This is a genomic window from Pseudovibrio flavus (assembly GCF_009711345.1).
GTDB lineage: Bacteria > Pseudomonadota > Alphaproteobacteria > Rhizobiales > Stappiaceae > Pseudovibrio > Pseudovibrio flavus.
This window is the reverse complement of sequence record NZ_SMMA01000065.1, coordinates 45,042-70,979: the sequence shown is the minus strand read 5'-3', so window position 1 is coordinate 70,979 and position 25,938 is coordinate 45,042. Positions and strand designations below refer to the sequence as shown.

At 53.9% G+C, this 25,938-nt stretch carries 26 protein-coding genes; 14 read left to right on the top strand and 12 right to left on the bottom strand.

Annotated features, from left to right (window positions below; genetic code table 11):
* Positions 1–98: 98 nt before the first annotated feature.
* The 7 genes from E1162_RS15475 to E1162_RS15445 all read left to right on the top strand — a co-directional run bounded on the left by E1162_RS15475 (position 99) and on the right by E1162_RS15445 (position 7,110).
* Entirely contained in the window at positions 99–704 is a 606-nt protein-coding gene (locus E1162_RS15475) for a LysE family translocator (RefSeq protein WP_155132921.1), read from the top strand.
* A gap of 96 nt (positions 705–800) precedes the next feature.
* Positions 801–2,225: a metalloprotease TldD gene (gene tldD / locus E1162_RS15470; RefSeq protein WP_155132918.1), complete on the top strand. Its 1,425-nt coding sequence runs from the start codon at positions 801–803 to the stop codon at positions 2,223–2,225.
* A 111-nt stretch (positions 2,226–2,336) separates the two neighbouring features.
* Positions 2,337–2,954: an HAD family hydrolase gene (locus tag E1162_RS15465; protein ID WP_155132915.1), complete on the top strand. Its 618-nt coding sequence runs from the start codon at positions 2,337–2,339 to the stop codon at positions 2,952–2,954.
* 132 nt (positions 2,955–3,086) lie between these two features.
* On the top strand, positions 3,087–4,865 hold the full coding sequence (locus E1162_RS15460; protein ID WP_155132912.1) for a monovalent cation:proton antiporter-2 (CPA2) family protein: 1,779 nt from the start codon (positions 3,087–3,089) through the stop codon (positions 4,863–4,865).
* A gap of 74 nt (positions 4,866–4,939) precedes the next feature.
* Entirely contained in the window at positions 4,940–5,389 is a 450-nt protein-coding gene (locus E1162_RS15455; RefSeq protein WP_155132909.1) for a MerR family transcriptional regulator, read from the top strand.
* Positions 5,386–6,795: an MATE family efflux transporter gene (locus E1162_RS15450; RefSeq protein WP_257099042.1), complete on the top strand. Its 1,410-nt coding sequence runs from the start codon at positions 5,386–5,388 to the stop codon at positions 6,793–6,795. The genes E1162_RS15455 and E1162_RS15450 overlap by 4 nt, the downstream gene beginning before the upstream one ends.
* 93 nt (positions 6,796–6,888) lie before the next feature.
* Positions 6,889–7,110 carry a DUF2093 domain-containing protein gene (locus E1162_RS15445; RefSeq protein ID WP_155132906.1) on the top strand — a complete coding sequence of 74 codons (222 nt, stop codon included), beginning with the start codon at positions 6,889–6,891 and terminating at the stop codon, positions 7,108–7,110.
* A gap of 67 nt (positions 7,111–7,177) precedes the next feature.
* Here the strand turns inward: E1162_RS15445 and lpxK are convergent, their stop codons facing one another.
* The 6 genes from lpxK to E1162_RS15415 all read right to left on the bottom strand — a co-directional run bounded on the left by lpxK (position 7,178) and on the right by E1162_RS15415 (position 12,761).
* Positions 7,178–8,200, bottom strand: a complete 1,023-nt coding sequence (lpxK, locus tag E1162_RS15440; RefSeq protein ID WP_155132903.1) for a tetraacyldisaccharide 4'-kinase — start codon at positions 8,198–8,200, stop codon at positions 7,178–7,180.
* 76 nt (positions 8,201–8,276) lie between these two features.
* Positions 8,277–9,551, bottom strand: a complete 1,275-nt coding sequence (locus E1162_RS15435; RefSeq protein WP_155132900.1) for a 3-deoxy-D-manno-octulosonic acid transferase — start codon at positions 9,549–9,551, stop codon at positions 8,277–8,279.
* On the bottom strand, positions 9,552–10,250 hold the full coding sequence (locus E1162_RS15430) for a lysophospholipid acyltransferase family protein (RefSeq protein WP_155132897.1): 699 nt from the start codon (positions 10,248–10,250) through the stop codon (positions 9,552–9,554).
* Between the two features lie 62 nt (positions 10,251–10,312).
* Positions 10,313–10,549 (bottom strand): DUF4170 domain-containing protein, encoded by a 237-nt coding sequence (locus E1162_RS15425; RefSeq protein ID WP_371311972.1) that lies wholly within the window; start codon positions 10,547–10,549, stop codon positions 10,313–10,315.
* An 87-nt stretch (positions 10,550–10,636) separates the two neighbouring features.
* A complete protein-coding gene (locus E1162_RS15420; protein ID WP_155132894.1) occupies positions 10,637–11,383 on the bottom strand; it encodes a 3'(2'),5'-bisphosphate nucleotidase CysQ in 747 nt (248 codons plus the stop codon).
* A gap of 31 nt (positions 11,384–11,414) precedes the next feature.
* Positions 11,415–12,761, bottom strand: coding sequence for a TldD/PmbA family protein (locus E1162_RS15415; RefSeq protein ID WP_371311971.1), 1,347 nt, complete (start codon positions 12,759–12,761; stop codon positions 11,415–11,417).
* Between the two features lie 289 nt (positions 12,762–13,050).
* Between E1162_RS15415 and E1162_RS15410 the strand changes: the two genes are divergently transcribed.
* On the top strand, positions 13,051–13,635 hold the full coding sequence (locus E1162_RS15410; protein WP_155132891.1) for a DUF6101 family protein: 585 nt from the start codon (positions 13,051–13,053) through the stop codon (positions 13,633–13,635).
* Between the two features lie 12 nt (positions 13,636–13,647).
* Here E1162_RS15410 and ubiA read toward each other — a convergent pair whose 3' ends face one another.
* Both ubiA and E1162_RS15400 read right to left on the bottom strand, forming a co-directional pair.
* The gene (gene ubiA, locus E1162_RS15405; RefSeq protein WP_155132888.1) at positions 13,648–14,592 is read right to left on the bottom strand and encodes a 4-hydroxybenzoate octaprenyltransferase; all 945 of its coding nucleotides are present in this window, start codon (positions 14,590–14,592) and stop codon (positions 13,648–13,650) included.
* A gap of 16 nt (positions 14,593–14,608) precedes the next feature.
* Positions 14,609–15,088, bottom strand: a complete 480-nt coding sequence (locus E1162_RS15400) for a hypothetical protein (protein ID WP_155132885.1) — start codon at positions 15,086–15,088, stop codon at positions 14,609–14,611.
* A gap of 123 nt (positions 15,089–15,211) precedes the next feature.
* On the opposite strand from E1162_RS15400, the gene purD reads away from it, so the two are divergent.
* Entirely contained in the window at positions 15,212–16,489 is a 1,278-nt protein-coding gene (gene purD / locus E1162_RS15395) for a phosphoribosylamine--glycine ligase (protein WP_155132882.1), read from the top strand.
* A 232-nt stretch (positions 16,490–16,721) separates the two neighbouring features.
* Here the strand turns inward: purD and E1162_RS15390 are convergent, their stop codons facing one another.
* Both E1162_RS15390 and E1162_RS15385 read right to left on the bottom strand, forming a co-directional pair.
* The gene (locus E1162_RS15390; RefSeq protein WP_155132878.1) at positions 16,722–17,468 is read right to left on the bottom strand and encodes a LuxR family transcriptional regulator; all 747 of its coding nucleotides are present in this window, start codon (positions 17,466–17,468) and stop codon (positions 16,722–16,724) included.
* A 27-nt stretch (positions 17,469–17,495) separates the two neighbouring features.
* Complete coding sequence (locus E1162_RS15385) at positions 17,496–18,284, bottom strand: helix-turn-helix transcriptional regulator (RefSeq protein WP_155132875.1); 789 nt, start codon at positions 18,282–18,284, stop codon at positions 17,496–17,498.
* Between the two features lie 173 nt (positions 18,285–18,457).
* Between E1162_RS15385 and E1162_RS15380 the strand changes: the two genes are divergently transcribed.
* The 4 genes from E1162_RS15380 to E1162_RS15365 are packed head-to-tail and all read left to right on the top strand — an operon-like array spanning position 18,458 to position 22,715.
* Positions 18,458–19,309 (top strand): patatin-like phospholipase family protein, encoded by an 852-nt coding sequence (locus E1162_RS15380; protein ID WP_155132872.1) that lies wholly within the window; start codon positions 18,458–18,460, stop codon positions 19,307–19,309.
* A 19-nt stretch (positions 19,310–19,328) separates the two neighbouring features.
* Complete coding sequence (locus E1162_RS15375; RefSeq protein ID WP_155132869.1) at positions 19,329–20,093, top strand: formate dehydrogenase accessory sulfurtransferase FdhD; 765 nt, start codon at positions 19,329–19,331, stop codon at positions 20,091–20,093.
* 49 nt (positions 20,094–20,142) lie between these two features.
* Positions 20,143–22,443, top strand: a complete 2,301-nt coding sequence (locus E1162_RS15370) for an FdhF/YdeP family oxidoreductase (RefSeq protein WP_155132866.1) — start codon at positions 20,143–20,145, stop codon at positions 22,441–22,443.
* Positions 22,440–22,715 (top strand): hypothetical protein, encoded by a 276-nt coding sequence (locus tag E1162_RS15365; RefSeq protein WP_155132863.1) that lies wholly within the window; start codon positions 22,440–22,442, stop codon positions 22,713–22,715. Before E1162_RS15370 ends, E1162_RS15365 begins: the two co-directional genes overlap by 4 nt.
* Positions 22,716–22,740: 25 nt before the next feature.
* Here E1162_RS15365 and sbmA read toward each other — a convergent pair whose 3' ends face one another.
* Positions 22,741–23,754 carry a peptide antibiotic transporter SbmA gene (gene sbmA, locus E1162_RS15360; protein ID WP_371311970.1) on the bottom strand — a complete coding sequence of 338 codons (1,014 nt, stop codon included), beginning with the start codon at positions 23,752–23,754 and terminating at the stop codon, positions 22,741–22,743.
* A 289-nt stretch (positions 23,755–24,043) separates the two neighbouring features.
* A complete protein-coding gene (locus tag E1162_RS15355) occupies positions 24,044–24,508 on the bottom strand; it encodes a nucleoside deaminase (RefSeq protein ID WP_257099041.1) in 465 nt (154 codons plus the stop codon).
* Between the two features lie 267 nt (positions 24,509–24,775).
* On the opposite strand from E1162_RS15355, the gene E1162_RS15350 reads away from it, so the two are divergent.
* Positions 24,776–25,938 (top strand): pseudouridine synthase (locus tag E1162_RS15350; RefSeq protein ID WP_155133746.1); only part of this gene is annotated, 1,163 nt, incomplete at its 3' end.

Sequence of the window (25,938 nt, the reverse complement as noted above, 5' to 3'; positions counted from 1 at the left end):
TTGAAAGGGTCGGGTTTCCGGCCCTTTTTTATTGCCTTTTGAGTTGTCGAATCTGAAGGCATCTACAAAACTGACGCTTTACCCTTGGTGAGGCTACTGTGATTGATATCGGGCTCTATCTTGCGTTTGTTCTGGCCGTTAGCCTGCTGATGATCACGCCGGGACCGAATATGATCCTCATCATCGGCCAATCCCTCTCCCACGGGTTTAGCGCGGGCCTTCTCACTGTTGTTGGTGCCACAATCGCGCAGTTGTTGCAGATCATCGTCGTAACGCTTGGCCTTGGTTGGGTTGTTCAGCAAGCGCCCCTTGTTTTTGAAGCTATACGGTACGGCGGGGCGGCCTACCTGCTCTATCTTGGCATCACTGCACTCTTGAAGAAGCAGAGTATTCAGAAGCCCGCTCTGTCTGGCTCACGCCATTTTGCTGGTGGGTTTCTCGTGGGTCTTTCAAACCCCAAGACACTTATTTTTCTCGCAGCACTCTTTCCGCAATTTATGACAACTTCCCTTCCGGCTGAGCCGCAACTCACCATTCTGGCGGTAACGTACCTTGCCCTAGCGTTTTGCATCGACAGTGTAATGGCCCTAGCTAGCGCAAGTGCTCGTAGCCTTGCAGAAGATGGGCAAACTGCCCATATCCTTCAAAAAATTAGTGGTGTTGTGCTCATTGCTGCTGCCACTATGCTACTTGCATTCACCTGATCAAAGTTGCACATGACAGGGTGACTAATCATTTGCGGAAGCCCGAATCCTCGCAGGACAGCGCGGGGCGTGCGCCTCACAGGAGCTAGAAACAAGATGACACAACAGCCCGTAGATCTTCTTGAAACCAGCGGATTGGGTGAAGAAAAAGCCCGCTCCATCATCTCCGAGGCGTTTCAAGGAGCAGACGACGGCGAGTTGTATCTGGAATATTCCGAGAGCGAAGGACTGGTCTTTGATAACGGCCGTCTGAAAAGCTCCAGCTTCAACAGTGGTCAGGGCTTTGGCCTGCGCACCGTAGTTGGTGAAGCAACCGGCTATGCTCACTCCGGCGAGATTTCCGAAGGCTCCTTGCGCCGCGCCGTTGATGCCGTGTCTTCTGTAAAAAGCGGCCACACCGGCACTTATGCTGAAGCTCCACAGCGCACTAACCGCAAACTCTACACCGACGAAAATCCAATCGGCAGCCCTAGCTTTGAAGAGAAGGTTCAGCTTCTCCAGAAGATTGACGCTTATGCCCGCGCAAAAGACCCGCGTGTTAAGCAGGTATCCGTTTCCATCGTTGGTAGCTGGAAGGTTGTCGATATCCTTCGCGCCAACGGACACCGTATTAAAGATGTGCGCCCACTGGTTCGCCTCAACGTTTCTATCGTGGCCGGTTCAGGCGATCGTCAGGAATCGGGCAGCCATGGCATGGGCGGCCGTGAGGGTTTTGGCGAGTTTGTTGCCGAAACCACATGGCAAGCCGCAGCGGATGAGGCTTTACGACAGGCCCTTGTGAATCTTGACGCGGTTCCGGCTCCTGCTGGTACGTTCGATATCGTGCTGGGCGCTGGCTGGCCGGGCATTCTGCTTCACGAAGCTGTTGGCCATGGCCTTGAAGGTGACTTCAACCGCAAAAAGACCTCTGCTTTCGCTGGCCTTATGGGTGAGCGCGTTGCAGCAAAGGGCGTGACCATCGTTGATGACGGCACGATTGCTGATCGTCGTGGTTCCCTTTCCGTTGACGATGAAGGCACCCCGACCAACCGCACACCGCTTATCGAAGACGGTATTCTTGTGGGCTACATGCAGGACCGCCAGAACGCTCGCCTGATGGGCATGAAGCCGACCGGCAACGGTCGCCGCGAGTCTTTCGCACATCAGCCAATGCCGCGCATGACCAATACGATCATGGAGAACGGCGACAAGGACCCGCAAGAAATTCTGGAGAGCGTCAAAGACGGTATCTACGCTGTTTCCTTTGGCGGTGGTCAGGTTGATATCACCTCTGGCAAGTTCGTGTTCTCCTGCACCGAGGCGTACCGCGTTGAGAACGGCAAGGTTGGCGCTCCGGTTAAGGGCGCTATGCTTATTGGCAATGGTCCAGACGCCCTAACCCGTGTGAGCATGATCGGTAACGATTTGAAGCTTGATCCGGGCATCGGAACTTGCGGCAAGGCCGGTCAGGGCGTTCCTGTTGGCGTTGGTCAGCCTTCCATGCGCATTAACGCAATGACAGTTGGCGGCACAGCAACCTGATAAGGCAACCGCCCGAAACCGAATTTTTTAGGGGCCCAAGGAACACTCGGGCCCCTTCTTTATCTTTTGAATGCAACGGACCGTGTGAAACAGGTTCGACGGACAAGAACTATGGCTATTGATTTTGTAATCTTCGATATGGACGATGTCCTTTACGACTTTAACCGTCCTGTGCGCTTGCAAGCGCTTTCCAAACTAAGCGGCAAAACACCTGATGAAGTTCATCAGGCTATCTATGCCGCAGGTGGTTTTGAAGAAGGCGCCGATGAAGGCAAGCCGGATAACACAGAAGATTACCTCAAAGGCTATAGCGAGCATCTCGGCTATCCGATTACCTCCTTGCAGTGGGGGCAGATCCGCCGCTCTATGATGCGCCCTCGCCCGAGTGTGCTTTCCATCGCCTCCCAGCTCAGCGAGATCGTTGATACGGCGATCCTTACCAATAACTGCATTATCTTGCAGGACCATTGGGAGCTATGCGCGCCTGAAGCAGTCGAGATTTTTGGCGAGAACCTACACATTTCTGCAGAGCTCGGGCTTGCCAAGCCAAACCCTGAAATTTACCGCGTCCTATGCGAACGCTATGGACACGCCCCAGAGCGCTGCCTTTTCATTGACGATCTGGCTGAGAACGTTGAAGGCGCTATTTCAGCAAGTCTTTCCGGTCATGTCTTCCAAAGTGCAGCAGGGCTAAAGGCTGCGATAAAGGAACTGGGACTAGAGCTGTAAAGAACAGGGCACAGAGCGATACTGTGCCCTTTTTGCAATGCTTGGGCGCCTTGGTGCGTTCGCCATATGATGCAATTTGCGCTTCATGTGGAATCGTTTAAACAACCCTAAGATCCACCTACGGGAAACTACATGCCTGAGCCCCACCTGCCGCCGTTTTTCGCCGAGCTTATTATGCTGCTTGCAGCAGCAGTTCTTGCCGTTCCACTTTTCAAACGCATCGGGTTGGGCTCTGTCGTCGGCTATCTTGCAGCCGGTATCATTCTTGGCCCGTATGTGCTGAATTTCTTTTCCGAACCAGAACAAATTCTCGGCTTTGCGGAGCTGGGCGTAGTGCTTTTGCTCTTCATCATCGGTCTTGAGCTCGACCCGCGCAAGCTCTGGACGATGAAGCGGGATATCTTCGGCCTTGGCTCCAGTCAGGTTCTTATTTCCGGCGCGGTTCTTACCGGTATTGGCCTTTACGTTGGCCTAAGCACTCAGGTAGCCTTTGTGGCAGGTTTTGGCCTTGCGTTGTCATCAACCGCCTTTGCCCTTCAGCTTTTGCAGGAACGCGGCCATCTGGGTACCAACTACGGTCAGCGCTCCTTTGGCATCTTGCTGTTTCAGGACATTGCCATTGTGCCGCTTCTTGCCATCGTAGGTTTGATGGCACCTGGTGAGAGTGCCCGTACAACGCTCGATGTTATCTACGAAGTCGCGCTGGTTGTTGGCGCCGTTGCCTCGGTTATCGTCGCTGGCCGCTATCTCATCTCTCCGCTTTTCCAAATTCTGGCAGCGACACGCGCACGCGAAGTTATGCTGGCTGCAGCCCTACTCGTTGCGCTTGGCAGTGCCGGTCTTATGTCCGTTGTTGGCCTTTCAATGGCGCTTGGGGCGTTCCTTTCCGGCGTGATGCTGGCTGAATCCAGCTATCGCCATACCCTTGAAGCAGATATCGAGCCGTTCCGCTCTCTGCTGATGGGTCTGTTCTTCATGGCCGTTGGCATGGCCCTGCAGTTTGATCTTATCTGGGACAACTGGCAGACCGTCCTTCTTGCGGTCATCGTGTTGATGTTCACTAAAGGCGCGATCTTGTGGGCTTTGGCGAGAGCGTTTGGCTCTTCCAACTCCGACAGTCTTCGTGTTGCCGTTACCTTGCCGCAAGGCGGCGAGTTCGCCTTTGTGCTGTTTACTGCTGCATTGGCGCTCGGCATTCTGCCAGAGCTTACCGCAAACATTTTGAGCGCCACCGTCATCATCACCATGCTGCTAACTCCAGTTGCAGGCAACATCCTTGAATGGCTTGCTGCAAAGATGAAAAAGGCGGGTGTCCCTTCTGATCAGATCGACTCTTTTGAAGATGTAACACCAAGTGTTCTCATCGTGGGCTTTGGCCGCTTTGGTATGATGGTCGCGCAGATGCTGACCTCCGAAGGCGTTTCTGTAACCGCTCTCGACAACCGGCCAGACCGTATCGCCTATGCCAAAAAGCTCGGTTTCAAAATCTACTTTGGTGATGCAACCCGCCCTGATGTTTTGAAAGCCGCTGGGGCTGGCAATGCTGCTCTCATCGCCCTTTGCATCGAAAATGATAGCGTTATGAAGGCGGCAATTTCGCAGATCAGGCAGGAGCTCCCTGATGTTGCTCTGTTCTGCCGCGCAACAGACCGAGCGCACGCGCTGGATCTAACTCGCATGGGCGTTGACTTCCAGATCCGTGAGACATTCGAAAGTAGTGTTGTGTTTGGCCGCACCGCCCTAGAACATCTGGGACTACCGCAAGACCGTATTGACGCAATCGAGGCGGATGTGCGCGAGCGCGACAGCAAGCGACTGGCAATGCAGCTTGAAGGGGACTTCTTTGCCGGCACAGAAACCTTGCACAAGATCACCCCTCGTACTGAGGACGACGAAAACACACCATCTTAGATGCTGTGCTTTTTGTTGCACTTGGAATAGCGTAGGCGCTATTCATCCGCTCTACGTTTGGACCGAGGTTAGAAATGTCCCACGACTATTCGATTGGTGATCTTGCAAAGCGGACTGGCACAAGTGTGCAGACTATTCGTCACTACGAGGAAAAGGGCCTCATAGCCGCTCCACCTCGTACCGAGGGTGGGCAGCGTCGTTATGACGAAACCCATCTCAAGCAGCTCACATTCATTCGCCATAGCCGTGACATGGGTTTCTCGCTGCAGAAAATTCAAAGCCTGTTGCAGCTTAGCGCCGAGCCCGGTGCATTTTGCGCCAGCGCCGATAACATCGCCCGCGAGCATCTGGCCAAAATTGAAGACCAGATCCGCCGCCTCACCGTATTACGGGATGAGCTGAAGAGTGTGCTGGAGCAAGCATGCGAGGGGCACGTACATGACTGCCGCGTACTAGAAGCGCTGAATACGGATCATCCCGCTTTAGCGGCGACGGCAGACAAAAAGCAGATAGGACGTAAATGACCGCAAAACCGGCCCATTCGGCAAAGTTCACCCAAGGCTCGACAATGCGTCATGTCTTGGTAATGACCTCTACAGGCACGATCGGGCTGATTTCGGTCTTCCTCGTGGACTTCGCAAACCTGTTTTACATTTCCCAGCTTGGCACGCAGGAGCTGGCAGCTGCAATCGGGTATGCAGGCACGATTATCTTCTTCAACACCGCTATTGGCATCGGCCTTTCTATTGCAGCAAGTGCGACTGTATCGCGCCGCATTGGTGCAGGCGAAGGGCATAGCGCGAAGCAAATGGCTGGTCTTGCCCTGCTCGTCTCCTTCTTCCTCTCTGGCATATTCGTCGCCTGTGTCTTCCCGTTCCTTGGCGGGCTGCTATCCGCACTTGGCGCCTACGGCGACACACACCGCTATGCTCTGGAGTTTCTTCAGATCGTAATGCCGTCGTTGCCGCTTATGTGTCTTGGTATGGCAATGTCTGCTCTTTTGCGAGCAAAGGGTGATGCACGGCGAGCAATGACCCTTACTTTGGTGGCGGGCGCGGCGACGGCAGTGCTTGATCCAATATTTATCTTCTGGTTGGACATGGGCATCAACGGAGCAGCCATCGCCTCGGTTCTCGCCCGTTTCATTATGGCTGGTATGGGCGTCTATGCCTGCTTTGCTGTGCACAAGATGGTTGCAATGCCTTCGCTTGCAAACGTCTGGACAGACGGGCGGGCCTTGCTCTACGTGGCAGTTCCTGCCGTTCTAACCAACATATCAACACCGGTTGGCAATGCGTGGGTCACCTCAGAAATCGCCGCATTTGGGGATGAAGCTGTTGCCGGCTGGGCCGTTGTAGGCCGCATCATTCCGGTGGCGTTTTGTGCTCTGTTTGCGCTCTCAGGTGCGGTTGGCCCAATTCTGGGGCAGAACCTTGGTGCGGGCCTTTACACGCGCCTTTCCAGAACCATGCGCGACTCCATCATCTTCGTGCTCGCATACTCGCTCCTCGCATGGGGACTGCTTGCCATACTGCAAGACCCGATTGCCGCCGTCTTCAATGCTGAAGGCGACAGCCGCTCTCTGATCGCCTTCTTCTGCACTTTTGCTGCTGCCGGTTTTATCTTCAACGGCGCACTGTTTGTTTCAAATGCGGCCTTCAACAATCTGGGCTATCCGCTTTATTCCACCGCCTTCAACTGGGCACGGGCAACGCTTGGCACCATCCCGTTCACATGGGTTGGCGGTCACTATTTCGGTGCTAATGGTGTTCTTGCAGGCCAAGCAATCGGCGGTATAGTGTTTGGTATTGCAGCGCTTGTGGTGATAAGGGTGACGCTGCGATCCATGGCAGACAGAGCCGGTCAGCCAGTTGATAGCGAGAGTTCGCTGATGACAGCGGAAGCGCAACCAGCTGCAAAAGGCTCTTAGGACCGTTGGATACCGCTCGTTAAACAATTGCTGGCTTTTTGGGGCATCCCCCTTTATTAGCACGGAACACCAACCGGAACCGGAACTATAACAATGAACCGTTTTGACAACACGCAATTGCCTAGAGAAGCCAAGATCGTTTACCTGGATGGTGACTATCACGTTGATGTACCGGGTACTTTCGTTCGGTGTGCTGTAACCGGCCAGACCATTCAGCTGGATGATTTGAAGTACTGGAGCGTATCGCGTCAGGAAGCTTATGTGGATGCAGCTGCTGCTCACGAAGCATACGTGCGCAACGACAAGCAGGCGTAACTCGCTGCTTACCAGCTTTCAAAGCTTAGAGATTTAAAGGCCCTGAGGCATCACCACGTTTGGCAAGTTATTTGCCGGTGTGATGTCTTCCAAGGGCCTTTTCTATTTCCTCGATAAGATCGTCAGGCTCATCCAGCTGCATAAAGACATCAAGCACTGCTGACTTGCTGGCAAGCTCTTGCAGTGTTCTGTCCTTGTGCCCTTTAAGGCGAACAAAGTCCTTGGCGGTGGTTACCGGCATCAGGTCTTTCAACTCAGCGGTCTTGAGAATTTGATCTGCTTCTTCACTCGTAAATGGGTGATGGTCAGGGAACGGCAGCGCTTCAACCAACTCGGCCCCTGACATGCGCACAGATGCAAAGAACTTCTGCGGACGGCCAATTCCGGCAAAAGCGATCACACGCTCGCCTTCAATGCTGTCAGCGAAGAGCGGTTCTATATGCGCCTTATGAGCTGTTAGTCCGTAGGAGGACGCCACACGCAGCGCTTCAACAGCCTGATTGCCCTCACCTACCAGAACGATTGCATCGGCTTTACTGGCCTGCGGAGCAAGCGGAGCACGTAGTGGTCCTGCAGGCAGACAGTGGTTGTTGCCTGTGCCAACCGCGGCATCAACAAGAACAATGGAGAAGTCCTTTCGCAAGGACGGGTTCTGGAAGCCATCGTCCATGAGAATGAGGTCTACATCCTCTTGGCTCTCAAGCAGTTTGGCACCAGCGGGACGATCTGCACAAACGACAGTCGGGCCAACACGGGCAAGCAACATCGCCTCATCGCCAACCAGTTCCGCACGGTGCTTATCTGGATCAACGCGAACAGGGCCGCGAATGGTTCCGCCGTAACCGCGAAGGAGGAAGGATGGCTTATAGCCACGCTCTTTCATCTGCTGGAACAGGGCGATGGCAAACGGCGTCTTACCAGTGCCGCCAACTGTGAAGTTGCCGATACAGATAACCGGAAGCTTGGAGCTATAACGGGCAGGACGTGCCATTCTGAAGGCCGAGACAAAGCCATAGACAGCCCCAACGGGCGCCAGCAGTGCCGATTGCCATTCCAGCTTTGGTGTCCACCAGAAGTCAGGTGCCTTCATGTCCACATGCCTCGTTTATTACAGAGCCTTTATGGTCCCGCCTGCAACGACCTTCCAGCCGTTACGGGCATAGACTTCAAGCATCGAGCTTGGGCAGATACGGCGCAAGCGCGTCACAGGTACGGGCCAGTGCACCGCGACCAGCATCAAACAGTTTACGCGCAGAGCTTGCATAAGCCTTAACGCTCTCGGGATTTGAGAGAAGCTCGTCCACTTCCCGAGACAGCTCACCTGCATCGTCGACCATAACAATTGCCTCGGCGTTTTCAAAAGCCTTGAAAAGCGCGGCATTGTTGGCGACTTCGCGTCCACTCAAGATTGCACAGTCAAACTGGGCAGGCTCCAAAATGTTATGGCCACCGACGGGAACCAGAGAGCCACCCATAAACACGATTGAGCATAGCTTGAAGAAGACACCCAGTTCGCCAAGAGTATCGGCAAGGTAAACGCCGATATCGTCACTGATGGCTTCGCCCTTGGAGCGTTGTGCAACTGTTACGCCCTTATCCTCAATCTCGCTGCGCAAAAGAGCGCCGCGTGCCGGATGGCGCGGGACGATGATAGTCAGCAAGTCAGGGTATTTCTGCTTCAATGCAAGATGGGCCTGCATCACGAGTTCTTCTTCGCCCGGATGCGTGCTTGCTGCCAACCAAACAGGACGTTCACCAATGCCGGACTGGAATTCGCCAAGCATCTTCTCGTTCACATCAAGGCTGGCACCATCAAACTTGATGTTGCCTACCGAGCGAACATGAGGAACTCCGAGAGATTTGAAACGCGCACCATCGCGGGCCGACTGGGCAAGCACAACACGAACGCCGCCAAGCACCGCTTTTGTAAACGGCGGCAGTCGTTTCCAACCCTTGAAAGTCTTTTTGGAAATCCGGCCATTGATAATAGCGAGCGGAATTTCCCTGTTTTTCAATTCAGAGAAGATAACTGGCCAGATTTCGGATTCTACGGTAATCGCAAGGTCCGGCTTCCAATGGTCGAGGAAACGGCGCACGCATGGGGCGGTATCGTAAGGTACAAACTGGTGGATCAGCCCCTCAATGCCAGCACGGGCAACCGTATCGGCAGAGGTCAGTGTGCCGGTTGTCAGCAGCACCTTGTAGCCTTGGCCGAGAACGTTTTGCGCAAGGGGCAGCACCGTCATGGTTTCGCCAACGCTTGCGGCGTGAATCCAGATGAGCGCTCCATCAGGACGTGCGATATCGGCTCTTCCAAACCGCTCGTTCTTGCGGGAAGGGTCTTCCTTTCCACGCTGAACACGGCGCGAATGAATAGCATTCAAAAGCGGATTGGAGACTTCGCCCAATCCGCGGTAAAGAGCCAGCAAAATTGAAGGCATTTACTTGATACGCCCTTTTGCAATTCCGTAGGCTCTGTCGGTTACAGCGTTCATGGCAGTGTCCAGCTGTTCACGCAGCGCGTCGATTTCCTCATCACTTGCATCCTCGGAGACATAAATCGGCTCACCCATGCATAGGCATAGATGGCTGAAAGGCAGGTTAAGACTCGCCTTGTCCCAACTATTAAAATCGTAGTGACGGCTTGTTGCCATAGCAACTGGAATGATCGGACGGCCGGAGTATTTTGCCAGCTGGATGATACCTTTACCCGACTTTCGCGCAGGACCTTTCGGTACGTCGGCGGTCATTGCAAAGGTTGCGCCTTCTTTCAGGCAGCGTAGGGCTTCAATAAAACCGCGCATGCCACCGCGCTTGGAAATCTGACGGCCCTGCTGGGAGCCTGATGCACGCACCAGCCCAAGGCCGAGTTTTTCCGCAGCGATCGCGTTGATTTCACCATCAGCACTACGGGAGATCATAACGCGTACGTCCCAGCCATCTGGGCGGGCAAACGGCATCATGAAGTGCTGACCGTGCCACATACTAACAATATATGGCGCTTCCACCCGGCCACTGCTGAAGAAGTCGGGCGGATCAATCGTAAACTTGCTTGTTCGGCGTACGAAGCGCAAATACCACGCTAAAGAGTTGCCGATGAACTTGATGGTTAAAGGATGGCGGCCCAATTTTTTAAACATTTTTTATAAGTCTCACCCTTTGAGATCTGGGCGCACCGCGCCATCAACGGCGCTTGATACCCTTATTCTGCCTGAGGGTCCAGTAGGCGGTGCATATGCACGATAAAGTATCGCATATGTGCGTTATCTACCGTGCTTTGAGCTTTGGATTTCCAAGCAGCATGCGCGGTCGCATAGTTTGGATAAATGCCAACAATGTCGAGCTTTTCCAAATCCCGGAATTCTACAGAGTTTGGATTGTCCAGCTCCCCACCAAATACGAGGTGAAGAAGTTGTTTGTTATTTTCCTGCCCACTCACTTGAAAGTCTCCAGAATTGCCTTTGACAAATTTCCGCGAGCAAATCTCTGGCGGAGTACTCGCTCCACGGGAACCACGATGCGTGGATTACACCTTCGTGATTCTCTGTAGTTTTTTAAAGAGTCTTGCAGGAGATGCCACCAGTGCAGGGTGCTTTGTAGACAAATTATTATAGGAAAGTGAATGCCCTTCCACAGATACCAGCTGTCCGCCAGCCTCTGAAATAATCAGGTCCACTGCGGCGAGGTCCCAGTCGCGAGCGCGTGCCCTTGCGACAGAAGCATCAATGCGGCCACACGCTACCATTGCAAAACGATATGCAAGGGAACGCAGGTAAGGAATATCGATCACACCTTCCGCCTGCGCTTCCGGCCGTGAATAGTAGCCGATAGGGCCAATGATCCGCGTACCCTTCAGCTCTTCCTGATCGGAAACATAAATACGCTCGCCGTTCAAGAAGGCTCCCTGCCCTTTCAAAGCGGTAAAGAGTTCCTCACGGGCCGGAGCATAGATAACACCGGCAACCGGCAGGCCGTTTTCCACCACGGCAAGGGAAAGGCACCATTCTGTGCGCTGTTCCAGATAGGCGCGGGTACCGTCGATAGGATCAACGATGAAGACGCGGGACTTTTCCAGCCGAACCGGATCGTCTTCGCTTTCCTCTGACAACCAGCCGTAATCGGGGCGCGATCCCATGAGTGTCGATTTCAGATAATTATCGACAGCCAGATCAGCCTCGGAAACAGGCGAGTCCCCTTCTTTCATCCAGTTGTCTGGATTGTTTTTAAAGAAGGACATTGCAATGCGCCCGCCCTCAAGGGCGGCACGCTGCATTAAGTCGATATCTTCTTGTTGTTGTTTTTGATCAACTTCCGGCAATCGTCAGCCCTTCAATGGCAAGTGTTGGAGTAGCAACCGCATACCGGTCATCCAGATCACTGGCCGGAGTGAGGTTCATGAACATGTCCTTCATATTACCAGCAATGGTGATTTCGCTCACTGGATAGGCAATCTTGCCGTTTTCAATCCAGAAACCAGCTGCACCGCGTGAATAGTCGCCGGTAATACCGTTTGCGCCGTGGCCGATAAGGTCGGTTACCCAAAGGCCCTCGCCCATTTCGGAGAGCATGTCCTCAAGTGACTTCTCGCCAGCATGGAGTGTGAGGTTGGTTGTGCCCGGAGAGGTCGTAGAACCGGAGCGGCGTGCGCGGCCATTGGTTACAAGGCCAAGCTCGCGAGCCGATGCACAATCAAGCAACCAGTGGCTCAATATACCATTGGAGACCAGTTCAAGATACTGGGCTGCAACGCCCTCGCCGTCGAACGGAGAAGTGCCGCCGCCTTTTGGCTTGAACGGATCATCAGAGATTACAATGCCATCTGCAAAGATCTGCTGGCCCATCTTGTCTTTCAAGAAGCTGGTGCCGCGGGCAATGCTTGCGCCATTGATTGCGCCTGCCAGATGGCCAACGATGGAGCGAGCCGCGCGAGGTTCATAAAGCACCATCGCTTTACGGGTGCTGAGCTGCTGCGGGTTCATGCGCATAACGGTGCGCTCACCGGCTTTGCGGCCTACTTCTTTGGCACTGGACAGCTCATCCCAATATGTGCGGGAATCGAACTCGTAGTCGCGCTCCATATTGGTACCTTCGCCCGCAATTGCGGTAACGGAGAAGCCGGAACGGGAACGGCTATAAGCGCCTACAAAACCGTGACTGGTCGCCAGTACGAGGCCGGACTGCCCCCAACTGGCACCTGCGCCGCCAGATTTGGTAACGCCTTCAACGGCCATTGCCGCTTCTTCAGCTTCCAGCGCTAAGTCTTTAAGCTCATCTGCCAGCACGATGCGCGGGTCGAGCAGATCAAGTTCTGGAATTTTCTTGAGAAGCAGGTCTTCATCGGCAAGGCCCGCATATGGGTCTTCGGGAATAACCTTTGCCATGGCAACGGCGCGCTCTGCCAGTGCCTCAACATCCTCAAAGGAGTTGGTGGAGATGCTGGCGACCTTTTTGCCAAGGAACACGCGCAGGGTGAAGTCTTCACCTTCAGAGCGCTCGGTGTCTTCCACCTTACCTTCACGAACAGAGACAGACAGGGAAGAGCCGGTCACCGCTACAGCATCTGCAGCATCTGCGCCTGCTTTTTTGGCCGCTTCAACAAGCCGGAGTGCCCGTTCTTCCAGCTTGGACTTGTCGTAGGTTTCAGTGGTCACAGCTACTTCTCCATAAAATCACAGTTTAGGATGTAAGAGGTATCTAGGTGCGGGGCAAGCTTTACTACGCAGCGAGCTTTCAAATTTCCTAAGTATCGCCGTTAACGAAAGGGCAGTGCGGGCGTCATGTTTACCAAATCGTCAACGCCTCGCTTACCATTTGCTAACCCTCTTAAAAACAACAGAAATTTAACTCTATTTCTTAAGTGAATCCCCATAGCCCGCTGATAGACATTTACCCATAACAAAGGCGGTCAAAAATGACTGCAACTTGAAATAACGGGGCAACATGTCAGGGCGTCAAAATCTTTGTCCTTCCGGACACAGAGGTGCGGATCGGGTTCGCACCTCTGCCGGAAGTCAAACCAGCAAAGCGGCAGAAGGTCATATAGATTCGAAGAAGGGTATTCTTCGCACTCCAACTGCGCGACTGGTTAAATCCAAGGGTGTACTGGTTGTAGAGCGTAGTGTTTGCGGCGTTCGCTACCACACTCCAATTCCACTTTCAGAGTTTACCGGTGTTGTGGCCAGTGCGACTGAAGACGAAACGAGCGGTGAATGCCGTGCGACGCTTCAGCTATCCCACGAAAACCCAAATTACTGTGTTTGCCTGCATACGGCCGATAACCTCGACAACATCGTTGCAGAGTGGCTTTTATGGTCGCGTCAGCTTGGTCTTCCCCTTTTCATCAAAGAGGCTCATGGCCCTTTGAAGAAGGTAGGCAGTGCGCCAAATGAGGTGATTATCGGCAATCCTGCACCGCGCCGTAAAATGGCTTCGCTTACAGGCCGCCGTCCACGCTTTCTCGTAAAGAGAAGCAGCGGCAATCTTGAACTGGCCAACACCGTTCACCGCAGTGCCTGCGCTCGTTAATCCCTTCGTGTTTTAGATGAGCGCTTGAAGCGCTGCATCTGCCACGAGGCCAAGGAAGATCAGCCAGCCCACTTTGGTGTTGGACTTGAACAACGCCAGACACTGGTCTGGATTGTCGATATCAATGGTCTTGATTTGCCAGCCCATGTGCGCAGCAGCCAGCAAAGCCCCGATATAAGCTGGCCCTACCGCCCCTGCCGCAAACATCGCTGCCGCAAATAGTGCTATCGCCCCGCCATACAAAATGACAAGCGCCTGCTTGGTGCGGCCAGCAAAGAGTTGCGCCGTTGAGCCAATGCCGACAATGGCATCATCCTCTTTATCCTGATGGGCATAGATCGTGTCGTAGCCGATGGTCCAGAGAATCCCACCCACATAGAGCAGCAGTGGAGCAAGGGAGAGCGAGCCAAACACCGCCGCCCAGCCCATAAGCGCGCCCCAAGAGAACGCCAGTCCAAGAACAAGCTGAGGCCAGTTGGTGATACGCTTCATAAATGGATAAGCCGCCACCACGCCTAAGGAACCGACACCAAGCAAAATGGCAAAGGTGTTGAACTGAAGCAGCACCAAAAGCCCCGCCAGTGCTTGCAGGATCAGGAAGAACTTTGCCTGAAAGCGGGTAACCTGTCCCGATGGAATCGGACGCGAACGTGTACGTTCCACCTGCGCGTCGATATCGACATCAACCAGATCGTTATAAGTACAGCCCGCCCCGCGCATAGCAACTGCGCCGACGAAGAACAGGAACAGGTACCAAAGGTTAGGCACGACTGCGCCACTGGCAACTGTTGCAAGGCCGACAGACCACCAGCATGGCCACAAAAGCAGCCACCAGCCGATAGGCCGTTCCCAGCGGGCAAGCCTTGCATAAGGGCGCAGACCTGATGGAAGCTTGGTGTCCACCCAATGCTTTTTCACCGCATCGGCGACAGGGCCGGTATCATGCGCCTTGAACATGCTGCCTTCGCTTTCGTTATAAACCTGGGATTTTCCAATTCGAGCTTATGGTCTTTTTCGTAAAGAAGCCGCAGTCCGTCAAGAAGCCCTGCTCCGCAAAAACCTGCATAAGCTCTTTTTGCGGCTCAAAAAGTGCCGTTCCCACCGCTTTAATGGCATAGGCGGACAGGTCCCGCTCAATACCGGCAATGATGAGGCGAAACAGCTCCACACTGGCGTACTCGGCGAGCACCTGAATGTTGGTAACCAGTGCGATGCGACCACCAGCCTCAATATCCTGCATGAAACTGGCCACTGCATAGCCGATGTTTCCCAGCCCCAATTCTACCAACCAAGCCTGCCCTAATGAAGCATCCACAAGGAGAGATCGCAGTGCCTCCAATTGCTCTTCTTCCAGCGGATCACCACCAAGATCTCGCAGAAGTTTCACTGTCGCCAGAAAGCGTTCCATCTGCATTGGATTAACCGCCACAACACTGGGTGATACAGATTGCATTCGTGCCATTCCTTTCGCGTTTGGCGTTTACGCCTGCGCCCCTTTCCTGTAAGAGGCTCCACAAAAGTGAGGACGCTCTGTCACCCACTCTGTCACCCTCTTCCACCTTAAGGGTCGTAACCAATGAACGTACTTTTGATCGGATCCGGCGGACGCGAACACGCGCTGGCATGGGCGCTTTCCCAGTCTCCTAGCTTGAACAAGCTTTACGTTGCTCCGGGTAACGCGGGCATGGCTGCTGTTGCCGAATGCGTAGCTCTTGATGTGAGCGACCACCGCGCGGTTATCGACTTTTGCGAAGAAAAAGGCATTGTCTTCGTTGTCATCGGTCCAGAGGCTCCGCTTGTAGATGGTCTTGCCGATGCTCTGGCGCTTGCTGGTCTGCGTGCATTCGGCCCATCTGCCGCTGCTGCACAGCTGGAAGGCTCCAAGGCCTTTACCAAAGAAATGTGCACCCGCGCTGGCGTTCCAACCGCTGCTTATGGCCGTTTTGATAATGCTGCTGCTGCAAAAGCCTACATTGCGAAAACCGGTGCGCCGATTGTTGTTAAGGCAGACGGCCTTGCAGCCGGTAAAGGCGTGTTCATTGCCATGACCGAAGAAGACGCTCTGTCTGCTATCGACCAGTGCTTTGACGGTGCATTTGGTGATGCCGGTGCAGAGGTTGTGATTGAAGAATTCATGGAAGGTGAGGAAGCCAGCTTCTTTGTACTTTCCGATGGCGAGAACGTTCTGCCTCTGGCAACAGCACAAGACCACAAACGTGCGTTTGATGGTGACGAAGGCCCTAACACCGGCGGTATGGGTGCTTACTCCCCTGCCCCTGTTATGACCGATGCAATCATTGCGCAGGTGATGGAAGAGATCATCAAGCCAACCGTTGCAGACATGAAGGCGCAGGGCTACCCGTTCAAGGGCGTGCTTTATGCCGGTCTCATGATCACCAGCAGTGGTCCAAAGCTGATCGAATACAACGTGCGCTTTGGCGATCCCGAGTGTCAGGTTCTCATGCTGCGCCTGAAGAGCGATGTACTACCTGTTCTGCTGGCAACCGCTGAAGGTAACCTCGATCAGTTGGAAGTTGAGTGGCACGACCAGCCTGCTCTAACTGTTGTGATGGCCGCAAACGGTTACCCGGGCGACTATAAAAAAGGCAGCGCGATTAACGGCTTGGAAGAAGCTGCAAGCGATCCGGACGTTGAGATTTTCCACGCCGGCACCAAGATGGTGGATGGTCAGCTGGTTGCCAATGGTGGCCGCGTATTGAACATCACCGCTCGCGGCAATACAGTGCGTGAAGCACGCGAGAAAGCCTATGCTGCGATTGACAAGATCGACTGGCCGGAAGGTTTCTGCCGCAAAGATATTGCGTGGCGCGCTCTGGCTCGCGACGGCGAGTAATTTGCCCCAAAAAAAGACCCCTCCAGACTTGCTGGAGGGGTTGGGCAAGTTTCTTTAAAAACCCATTACGCATCTCAAAAATAATGATGCAGGAATACTATCGCCTTGAGTATGCCGCGATATATGGCGTTTCAAGCATCTCGACCCTCGAAATCCACGCCCTATCAAACGTCCGTTAGGGCAATTGTGCAACTAGGCAATTTCAACCAGTCAATCTTAGACTTTCGTCCACCTATGGATTTATGAGGCGCATCTGAATTGCCTTGGCTACCGCATTGGTGCGGGTTGATGCCTTCAGTTTTTGAGAGGCGCTCAACAAATGCCGTTCAGCAGTTTTTTTGGAGATACCAAGGATCTTGCCAATCTGCTCGCTTGAATGGCCTAGCGCTGCACCTTTCAAACAATCCATTTCTCTTGCAGTTAACCTTACAAGCTGGTTGAGCATGCCGGGCCTTGTGATCGTAGTGTAAAATTGTTCGGCCAACGCTTCGACGCGTTCAAGGTTAAGGCGCAGATGCTGCTGGAACGCTTCCTCGTCCATTTGGTCAAAGGCCAGTATCAGCGTTGACTTTATGCCGCCCCGTAGCCAGCCAAGCTTGAGCGATATGCCAAAGCGCATGCCATAATCTGCCGCCTGAGTGCGGAACTTTGCTATATCCGGATTACTCAGGTTCTTTTGATTAAAGTCCCACAGATAGGGCGTGAGCAGCGGCCCTGCCCAGTAGTCCATAATCGGATCACTTGCGAAGACGCGCTGCTCCACGTAGCCGCTGACCCATGCTTCAGGGAACGTGGAAAGCCAAAAACCGGAGCGCGAGTTTGCGTTGCGATCGCTGGGCGGAAGAACGCCGTAAGCCACATAGTTGAAGCCATAATAGTCTAGATGAGTACAAAACTGCTGCCAGACCTGATGAAGGTCCATGGGCTTATCCATCGTGAGATCAAGACGGTTTTCTTTGCCGAGCAGTTGGTCATCCATGCGTGTTTCTTCACCTTTATTGTCATTTTACAAATTTATCAGCCCCAAGAGCATTGCTCTTGAAACAGCTTGTGTGCGGTTGTTTGCCCTTAGTTTACGAGAGGCAGTAGCAATATGGTTCTGTATGGTTGCATCAGCCCGCCCTAGCCGGTCTGCAATCTGTTGAACGTTCATACCAGCGGCAAGCCAATGCAGGCATTCCAGCTCTCTTGTAGTCAGACCGACAAGAGACTGGGTGATAGAAGGCTGGATCATGTAGGCATGAAGCATGTTAGCGAGCCCTTGGACTTGCTCCCAAGATGCCTCAAGCTGCCGGTTTAGCTCCTCTTGTGTCTTGGCCGCTGACATGAGCGAAACACCGCCCAGCCCGTATTGGTCTGGAGGCCCCACCGAAAAGGCAACACCCCGCACCTGACCTTCAGAATTCAGCTCCCCTTCTGCTTTCATCAGATCTGCGAGAATATCCTGCTGTTTTCCTTCTGGCCGGAACCCTTCGATACACCATGAGAGAGGCGTCGTTCGCCCAGCGATACAGTGCTGCGCCAGCGGATCAGTGACGAGTAACTCATAATGGACGTATTCCCTCATAAAGCTCTCGGAGTAGTTGCTCAGGAGGCGCATGGCCTCCTCAGTACTGCCGGGGCTTTTTTCCGGTGCAAGTCCGTACATGCCGCCCCAAAAGTCGAAGCGGTTCAGCAGCTGTCGATATTTGTTGAAGGCACTCTCGGCAGTGGGGTTACTGGCAAAGAACTCGGCAAGCTCGAAATGCTCCAAATGTGCACCCTTCCCTGCCCAGCTTGTTACCAGCCCAACCAAACGTTTCCGCTCCCACCACCTTGATACTTAAAATCCCGTAGGTAAAATTAATGTAATAGTTACCAAAGGCAGTTTGCAACCAAGCATTGCCGTAAAATAGCGATAGCTTTGTTTTTAAAAGGACATAAACCTATTCTAAGGCACCCGATCAAAGGTAAAACGGGGATACATTCATGAGCGAAATCCGAGTCGGTGTTGCCCTAGGGGGCGGTGGAGCCCGTGGCCTTTCCCATATTCCGGTGCTTGAAGCTCTCGATGAGTTGGGGATTACACCCTACGCTGTAACCGGCACATCCATCGGCTCTTTAATCGGCGCTGGATACTGCGGCGGCATGAGTGGAAACGACATCCGTGAATACGTAAGCGCAACCTTCGGAAAGCGAAATCAGGTGCTGGGCAAGCTCTGGCAATTGCGTCCACGCAAATTCTCGGACCTGTTTGTTCCCAATCCTGTGCAGCTGGATTCGCAGGAGGTTCTGGAGATTTTTGCAGGAGAGGTCCTGCCTGCGTCCTTTACCCAGATGAAGATCCCGTTCACAGCCATTGCAGCAGACTATTACACCGCCAGCGAGGTGGATTTAACCACTGGCCCGCTTCTTAGCGCGATTGCGGGAAGTATCGCGATCCCGTTCCTGTTCAGGCCTGTTGTTCGCGGAGAGAAGCTGCTGATCGATGGCGGCGTAGTAAACCCGCTGCCCTTCGACCGTCTGCCGGAAGAATGTGATATAGTTATTGCCGTTGATGTTGTGGGCATACCAACACAGCGGGACGGACGTCAGTTTCCAACACCAACCGATAGTTTATTTGGCGCCATGCAAATTCTCATGCAGACTATCGTGCAGGAAAAGCTGAAAGAACGCAGCCCAGACCTTCTCATCCGTCCTCCTATCGATGACTTTCAGGTTCTGGATTTCCTGCGCACAGACGAGATTCTGGCGACCACTACTCCCATGCGTGAAGCGGTAAAACGTCAGCTCGCCGAGCACATTGAGGAAAAGCTAAAGGACGGAAAGTCCTCCTCCTAGAGGAATACAGAAAAGAATTATGGTTCAAGTACCCGAGCAAGACTTTGCAGAGAGTGTAGCACCCAGTGAGCTGCCACCGGAAGCAGCTGTTGCTATCACATTGAATGGCGAAGGCTTTGCCGTGCTTATGGCAACCCCGCAGGACCTTGAAGACCTTGCCGTCGGCTACGCGGTTAGCGAGGGTATCGTGCCTCACTTCACCGCCATTTCTGCAATAAAGCAGGTTGAGCACGGGGAGCTGGGTTACAGCGTTGATCTGTCAATTAGCGACGATCATTTCTTTACGGCCTTGAAACGCAGGAGAGCGCAGACAGCAACGGCTGGATGCGGCCTTTGCGGCGTTGATAGCCTTGCTGCAGCTATGAGGCCTCTTCCACAACTAACTACCTCGCCCCTCCCCAGCCCGCTCCATATCGAGGCAGCGGGAAGCGAATTAGAAGCGGGGCAGACGCTAAGCAAGCGTTATGGTGGCGGGCTGCACTGCGCACTGGTGAAAGCTTTAAATGGCGATATTTACCTGCGCGAAGACATTGGTCGCCATAACGCATTGGACAAGGCATTAGGCGCGGCCTTGCGAGCGCAGTGCACCATCGAATTTGCCATGACCACTAGCCGGTGCAGTGCTGATCTGGTGCAAAAGGTTGCCGTAACAGGTGTGGGAGCGCTTGTTGTTATGGCTATGCCAAGCGACCTTTCCGTTAAGCTTGCCAAGCAGAGCGGGGTCAATCTAATTTCGACCCATCGGGGTCGCACGCTTGTTTACTATAATAAAATCAATGCATAACATAATTGCAGGGTAGGAAACGGCTGTCTTTTTCAAGGGAGAGGATCACATGCAAAGTCGTGATCAGTTAAAGACTTACAAAGGGGCAGCGGGCGGCTGGGGCGCGCTAAAAAGCTGCGCTCAGGTACTATGGCGCACCACTAACCCAGTTACAGGGGCTTATACCGTTTCCAAATCCAATCAGCCGGACGGGTTTGATTGTCCAGGTTGTGCTTGGGGCGACCCAGAGCATGGCTCTTCCTTCGAGTTCTGCGAAAACGGCGTGAAAGCTGTTGCATGGGAAGCGACAGACAAGCGCGTTACACCAGCCTTTTTTGCCAAGCATAGCGTTAGAGATCTGCTGCGCTTTTCCGATATGGAACTTGAAAGCGCCGGTCGTTTAACCCAGCCGATGCGTTACAATCCTGTTTCTGGTCACTATGAAGCGGTGAGCTGGGCAAAAGCCTTCGAGGATATCGGCAAGCACCTCAAAGCGCTGGATAGCCCTGATGAAGCGCTCTTTTACACCTCTGGCCGCACCTCCAATGAGGCCGCCTACCTTTACCAATTGTTTGGCCGTGTCTTTGGCACCAACAACTTCCCTGATTGCTCTAACATGTGCCACGAGGCCAGCGGCGTAGCCCTTGGCGCTTCTATTGGCATCGGCAAGGGAACAGTGCGCCTTGAGGACTTTGAAAAGGCCGAGGCAATCTTTGTTTTTGGGCAGAACCCGGGCACCAACCACCCTCGTATGCTTACATCGTTACGTGAAGCACATGAGCGCGGCGCACGCATTGTGGCGGTTAACCCGCTTAAAGAGCGTGGGCTAGAGCGCTTTTCTGATCCTAAAAACAAGTTGGAGATGCTAACTGGTGGCTCCCGCCCTATCGCGACCAGCTACTTCACCCCGAAGCTTGGCGGCGACATGGCTATGCTGCGCGGCATGGCAAAGGCTATCTTTGCATGGGATGCCGAGCGTATTTTGCAGAACGGCACCATCGACCGCGCTTTCATTGCCGAGCACACCAATGGTTTTGAGGATTATGAAGCCGCCGTTGAGCAAACAACATGGTCGCACATTGAAGAGCAGTCTGGTCTTACTAAACAGCAGATTGAAGATGCAGCGCTTATCTATGTTCAATCCAGTGCAACGATCTTCACATGGGCTATGGGCATTACCCAGCACGCCCATTCTGTTGTTACCATTCGTGAGCTTGCCAACCTTCTGCTGCTACGCGGCAACATCGGCAAGGAAGGCGCTGGAGCGTGTCCTGTTCGCGGCCACTCCAACGTGCAGGGTGACCGTACTGTCGGCATTAATGAACAGCCGCCGAGTTGGTTCCTTGATAATCTTGAAAAGCTCTATCCGTTCAAAGCGCCGCGTAGTCACGGCCTCAACACCGTGCAAGCGATTGAAGCGATGCGCGATGGAACCGCGAAGGTGTTCATCGGTATGGGCGGCAACTTTGCCCGCGCAACGCCCGATACTGCGGTCGTGGAAAAAGCGCTACGCAACTGCGCTCTAACCGTAAACATCGCCACCAAACTTAATCGTGGTCACCTGATTACGGGTAAGGCCTCCTACATTCTGCCGTGTCTTGGCCGCACCGAGTTTGACGAACAAGCCAGCGGTCGCCAGCTCGTGAGCGTGGAAGATTCCATGTCCATGGTTCATGGTTCGGCTGGCATCAATCCACCGGCTAGCGAGCACCTGCTTTCAGAGCCAGCCATTGTGGCAGGCATCGCCAAAGCGACAGTGGGGTCAGAGTTGGTGGACTGGGATAGCCTCATCGCCAATTACGATGATATTCGCGTTCTCATTGAAAAGACCGTGCCGGGCTTTGCTGGCTATAATGAGCGGGTGCGGGTTCCACGCGGCTTCTACCTTGGCAACAGCGCCGCCCAGCGCAAATGGAAAACACACAGCGGGCGAGCAGAGTTCTGCGCCGCAGCGCTTCCGGCCCAGACCGTTTATCAGCGCACACTTGCCAGCAAAGAGCCAACCTTTACGCTTCAGACGATCCGCTCTCACGATCAGTACAACACTACCGTTTACGCCATGAATGATCGCTATCGCGGCGTGAAAGGCCTGAGGCATGTGGTGTTTATGTGTGAAGCTGATATGGAGCGCCTTGGCCTTGTGAAAGGCGATCTGGTGGATATGCGCACTGTGAGCGAAGATGGACAGGAGCGTGTCGCCCGCCGCTTCGTTATCGCGCCCTTTGAAATTCCGGTGGGCTGCGTCGCCTCTTACTATCCAGAAACGAACGTTCTTGTTCCGCTCTATGCACGCGGTGAAGGCTCTTACACGCCCACGTCAAAGTCCATTCCGGTGACGATCACCCGTAGTGAACCTGCGCAAACCGCATGATTGACGAGAACGTTGAACAGGCTCTGGCTGCGCTTAAAGCAGAGTATCCAATGCTTGATGGTCTAGCGCTGCTTATTCTTTACGGGCTGCGTGGGGGCTTATCTGGAAACTCGCGCCGGATCGCGAAAGAGCTTGGTGTTGAGCATGCGCTGATTATACGTGCAGCGCAGGAATTGGCCGAGGCTGGCTGCGCAGTTGTAGAGACAACCGACAGCCGGTCGGGACGCATTGCCATAAGCCTTGCGCCCGACCAGCCATCATCCCCCCTCTAGGCCGCTGGTTACCGGCTGTGCTTTATTAGCCAGCCGAGTAGCTCTCTACAGATCCCTGCCCCTGACGATGGGACTGGATGTTCTTTTCAAAGGCGCGAAGGCGCTTGTAGACCGACATCAGCTCCACGATGGTCGTCCATGAATTGACGAGGAACTGGAACGAGCTTTCCACGCGAGAGAACGCACGGATAATCTGCTGCATCAGGCCAAGGGTAATCACGCCGGAAATAATGGTCGGACCCAGTGCAAGGTATGGCACGATTGCACCGAACTGCAGGTAGGACCACTTAGCAACGCCGAAGTACATGTAATGCAGGTACAGGCGGAAGTAGTTGGTGCGCACATCACCAAACAGCTCCTTGACCGATTTCGGGTCAGCACGGTGCTCATGGTCCTCGCCAAATACCAGCTCTTTACGATAGGCCGCTTCTACCTTCTGGTTCTGGAACTCCAGGCCCGGCAACTTGATGCCAACCACGGCCAATAGAACAGTGCCAAACAACGCAAATAAAATGGCTACAAACACCAGCGCATGCTCAACGTGGCCGATCCAAGGCAGCTCGGTAATATCGGCAGACAGCGTCCAGAGAATAGGCAGGAAGGCAATCAGCGTCATGATAGAGCGCATGAACGAGATACCCAGCCCTTCCATAATGCGGGCAAAGCGCATGGTATCTTCCTGCACACGCTGGGAAGCGCCTTCGATATGGCGCACCAGATGCCAGTGCTGCATGTAGTAATCGTTCATGGCTGTGCGCCAGCGGAAGATGAAGTGCTGGATATAGAAGTCCAGCAGCACCGCAATGACAATGTAAAGGCCAGCGATCTCCGCGAAGGTGAACAGCTCGCTCATGTACTCGTCAAAGCCGACAGAGCCCGGCTCGCTGAGGGCTTTCTGGATAAGGTCGTAAAAGCTGCCGAACCATTCGTTGATATCAACGTCTAGCTGCACCTTGTACCACGTCACCCCAAGGATCATCAAAGACCCAAGCAGCGACCAATGCAACCAGCGGACATTTCCAAAAAACGAGCGAAACACCTGACCCTACCTCCTTTAGCTCCTTGCGAGCTGCTCGGGTAATCTGACCAACGTCAGAGCACCCAAATCCCCAGAGAACAGAATTAAGTGTATCCACTTATCTTTGCAATTTAAATTGGAAGAACGTCCTTTGCCGAAGGGCTAAACCCCTCACCATGCGTTGCCTAGCTAAGCCTAGCGTAAGCTGGCTCTTGGTGTTTATATCCGTTGGCTTTGCTTTCTCGTGCATATATCGCTGTGCGTAGATCTCTTGCCTATGCCCTTGTCTAGAACTGGATGAGAGCCAGTTCTAGTCCTTGCGCCTTCCTTTAAAGAAGGAGCGCAGCATGGCGACGCTGTCGGGTTCTGCCAGTCCGGAATAAACTTCCGGCGCGTGGTGGCAGGTGGGCGAAGAGTAAAACCGGACACCGTGGTCAACTGCCCCACCCTTTTCATCTCCTGCCCCATAATAAAGACGGCGAATGCGGGCGAAGGAAATCGCTGCTGCACACATGGGGCACGGCTCCAGCGTTACATAGAGATCGCACCCTTCCAGCCGCTGCGAACCCAGCGCCTCGCCAGCGCGGCGAATGGCGAGCACTTCTGCGTGGGCCGTAGGGTCGTTCAGCTCGATTGTGCGGTTGCCATCTGCTGCCAGCACTTGCCCGTCTTTTACGATCACGCAGCCGATCGGCACCTCGCCCCGTTCTTCAGCGCGACGCGCTTGTTCTAGGGCAAGTTCCATGAAGCCGGATCGTGTGGCGGTCTTTTTCATAAAGGTCCTTCAAGACTGGCTTTGGGCATCAGTTTAACGGCCCTGCTGTTAGCAGAGATTTACCTCTTTGAGCCACGAAAAATTATTTTTTCCGCGAATGCGTGTCTAGAACGTTTGCTAAAACGAATTACTCTGCTATGACGCGGCAAGTTTGATTTTATAAAGAACAAGACCAACGCTCGAACGACCGCGGACCAAACTGATCCCACAAGGCCGCTGATCCCTTATTCGAAGCGTGGCATTACCTCTGAGAAGTAGGCAAGACACATGGCGAAAAAGCCCGCAGCTCCGTTCAAAGACGGCGCAAAAAAACCTTATCCAAACAAATCCAAATTCGCAGGTAAGCCTGCAAGAAGCGCAAAGCCGCGCAAAGACGCTGTTGAAGCAGACGACTCTGCTGTAGTGGTTTCCGGCGAACGCATTGCCAAGGCAATTGCCCGCGCTGGCCTGTGCTCCCGTCGTGAAGCAGAAGCATGGATTGAAGCTGGCCGCGTTGCTGTAAACGGCACCGTGCTGACCACCCCTGCCATGACTGTTACCGCGAAAGACAAGATTGTTGTCGATGGTGAAGCGCTTCCTCAGAAAGAGCGCACCCGCCTGTGGCTGTTCCACAAGCCTAAAGGCACTGTGACCACCAACTCCGACCCGGAAGGCCGTCAGACTGTCTTTTCAGTTCTGCCAAAAGACCTGCCACGCGTTGTGACTGTTGGCCGTTTGGACATCAACACCGAAGGTCTGCTGCTGCTGACCAATGATGGTGGCCTTTCCCGCGTTATCGAATTGCCTGCCACCGGCTGGCTGCGCCGTTACCGCGTACGCGCATTTGGTAAAGTGACCCAAGCTCAGCTCGACACCCTGAAAGACGGTGTGGCGATTGACGGCATCCTGTACGGCGGCGTTGAAGCGACACTGGACAGCGAAAAGGGCGAGAACGTCTGGCTCACGATTGGCCTGCGTGAAGGTAAGAACCGCGAAGTCAAGCGCCTGCTTGAGCACCTTGGCCTTGCTGTGAACCGCCTGATCCGTATTTCCTTCGGTCCATTCCAGCTGGGTGACCTTGGTATTGGTGAAGTTCGCGAGATCCGTGGCCGTGTGCTGCGCGACCAGCTTGGCGAAAAACTGATTGCCGATGCTGATCTTGATTTCGACGCACCTATTCTGCACCAGTCCAACCCTGACAATGCAGGTCCTGTAAAGAAAGAGCGTAAGAAGCGTACCGGCGGAGCTGGTGGCGGCTGGATGAGCGCGAAAGACGCTGAAGCTGTTCTTTCCTCCCAGAAGCGCGCAAAGTTCAATAAAGCAGAGCGCTCTGCTGGCGGCGAGCGCGAAGAGCGTCGCTCCAACCCATTTGGCGATCGTAAGCCGTTTGGCGAGCGCAAGGCATTTGGTGATCGCAAACCATTCGGCGACCGTCCATCTGGCGACCGAAA

Bases quoted from the DNA above. Each gene is read 5' to 3' on its own strand.
- tldD (WP_155132918.1), top strand. From the start codon at position 801: ATGACACAACAGCCCGTAGATCTTCTTGAAACCAGCGGATTGGGTGAA.
- E1162_RS15460 (WP_155132912.1), top strand. From the start codon at position 3,087: ATGCCTGAGCCCCACCTGCCGCCGTTTTTCGCCGAGCTTATTATGCTG.
- E1162_RS15450 (WP_257099042.1), top strand. From the start codon at position 5,386: ATGACCGCAAAACCGGCCCATTCGGCAAAGTTCACCCAAGGCTCGACA.
- E1162_RS15435 (WP_155132900.1), bottom strand. From the start codon at position 9,551: ATGCCTTCAATTTTGCTGGCTCTTTACCGCGGATTGGGCGAAGTCTCC.
- E1162_RS15455 (WP_155132909.1), top strand. From the start codon at position 4,940: ATGTCCCACGACTATTCGATTGGTGATCTTGCAAAGCGGACTGGCACA.
- E1162_RS15355 (WP_257099041.1), bottom strand. From the start codon at position 24,508: ATGAAAAAGACCGCCACACGATCCGGCTTCATGGAACTTGCCCTAGAA.
- ubiA (WP_155132888.1), bottom strand. From the start codon at position 14,592: ATGTTCAAGGCGCATGATACCGGCCCTGTCGCCGATGCGGTGAAAAAG.
- E1162_RS15420 (WP_155132894.1), bottom strand. From the start codon at position 11,383: ATGCAGCGTGCCGCCCTTGAGGGCGGGCGCATTGCAATGTCCTTCTTT.
- purD (WP_155132882.1), top strand. From the start codon at position 15,212: ATGAACGTACTTTTGATCGGATCCGGCGGACGCGAACACGCGCTGGCA.
- E1162_RS15445 (WP_155132906.1), top strand. From the start codon at position 6,889: ATGAACCGTTTTGACAACACGCAATTGCCTAGAGAAGCCAAGATCGTT.
- E1162_RS15465 (WP_155132915.1), top strand. From the start codon at position 2,337: ATGGCTATTGATTTTGTAATCTTCGATATGGACGATGTCCTTTACGAC.
- E1162_RS15370 (WP_155132866.1), top strand. From the start codon at position 20,143: ATGCAAAGTCGTGATCAGTTAAAGACTTACAAAGGGGCAGCGGGCGGC.
- E1162_RS15400 (WP_155132885.1), bottom strand. From the start codon at position 15,088: ATGCAATCTGTATCACCCAGTGTTGTGGCGGTTAATCCAATGCAGATG.
- E1162_RS15380 (WP_155132872.1), top strand. From the start codon at position 18,458: ATGAGCGAAATCCGAGTCGGTGTTGCCCTAGGGGGCGGTGGAGCCCGT.
- E1162_RS15410 (WP_155132891.1), top strand. From the start codon at position 13,051: ATGTCAGGGCGTCAAAATCTTTGTCCTTCCGGACACAGAGGTGCGGAT.
- E1162_RS15365 (WP_155132863.1), top strand. From the start codon at position 22,440: ATGATTGACGAGAACGTTGAACAGGCTCTGGCTGCGCTTAAAGCAGAG.
- E1162_RS15390 (WP_155132878.1), bottom strand. From the start codon at position 17,468: ATGGATGACCAACTGCTCGGCAAAGAAAACCGTCTTGATCTCACGATG.
- E1162_RS15375 (WP_155132869.1), top strand. From the start codon at position 19,329: ATGGTTCAAGTACCCGAGCAAGACTTTGCAGAGAGTGTAGCACCCAGT.
- E1162_RS15430 (WP_155132897.1), bottom strand. From the start codon at position 10,250: ATGTTTAAAAAATTGGGCCGCCATCCTTTAACCATCAAGTTCATCGGC.
- lpxK (WP_155132903.1), bottom strand. From the start codon at position 8,200: ATGAAGGCACCTGACTTCTGGTGGACACCAAAGCTGGAATGGCAATCG.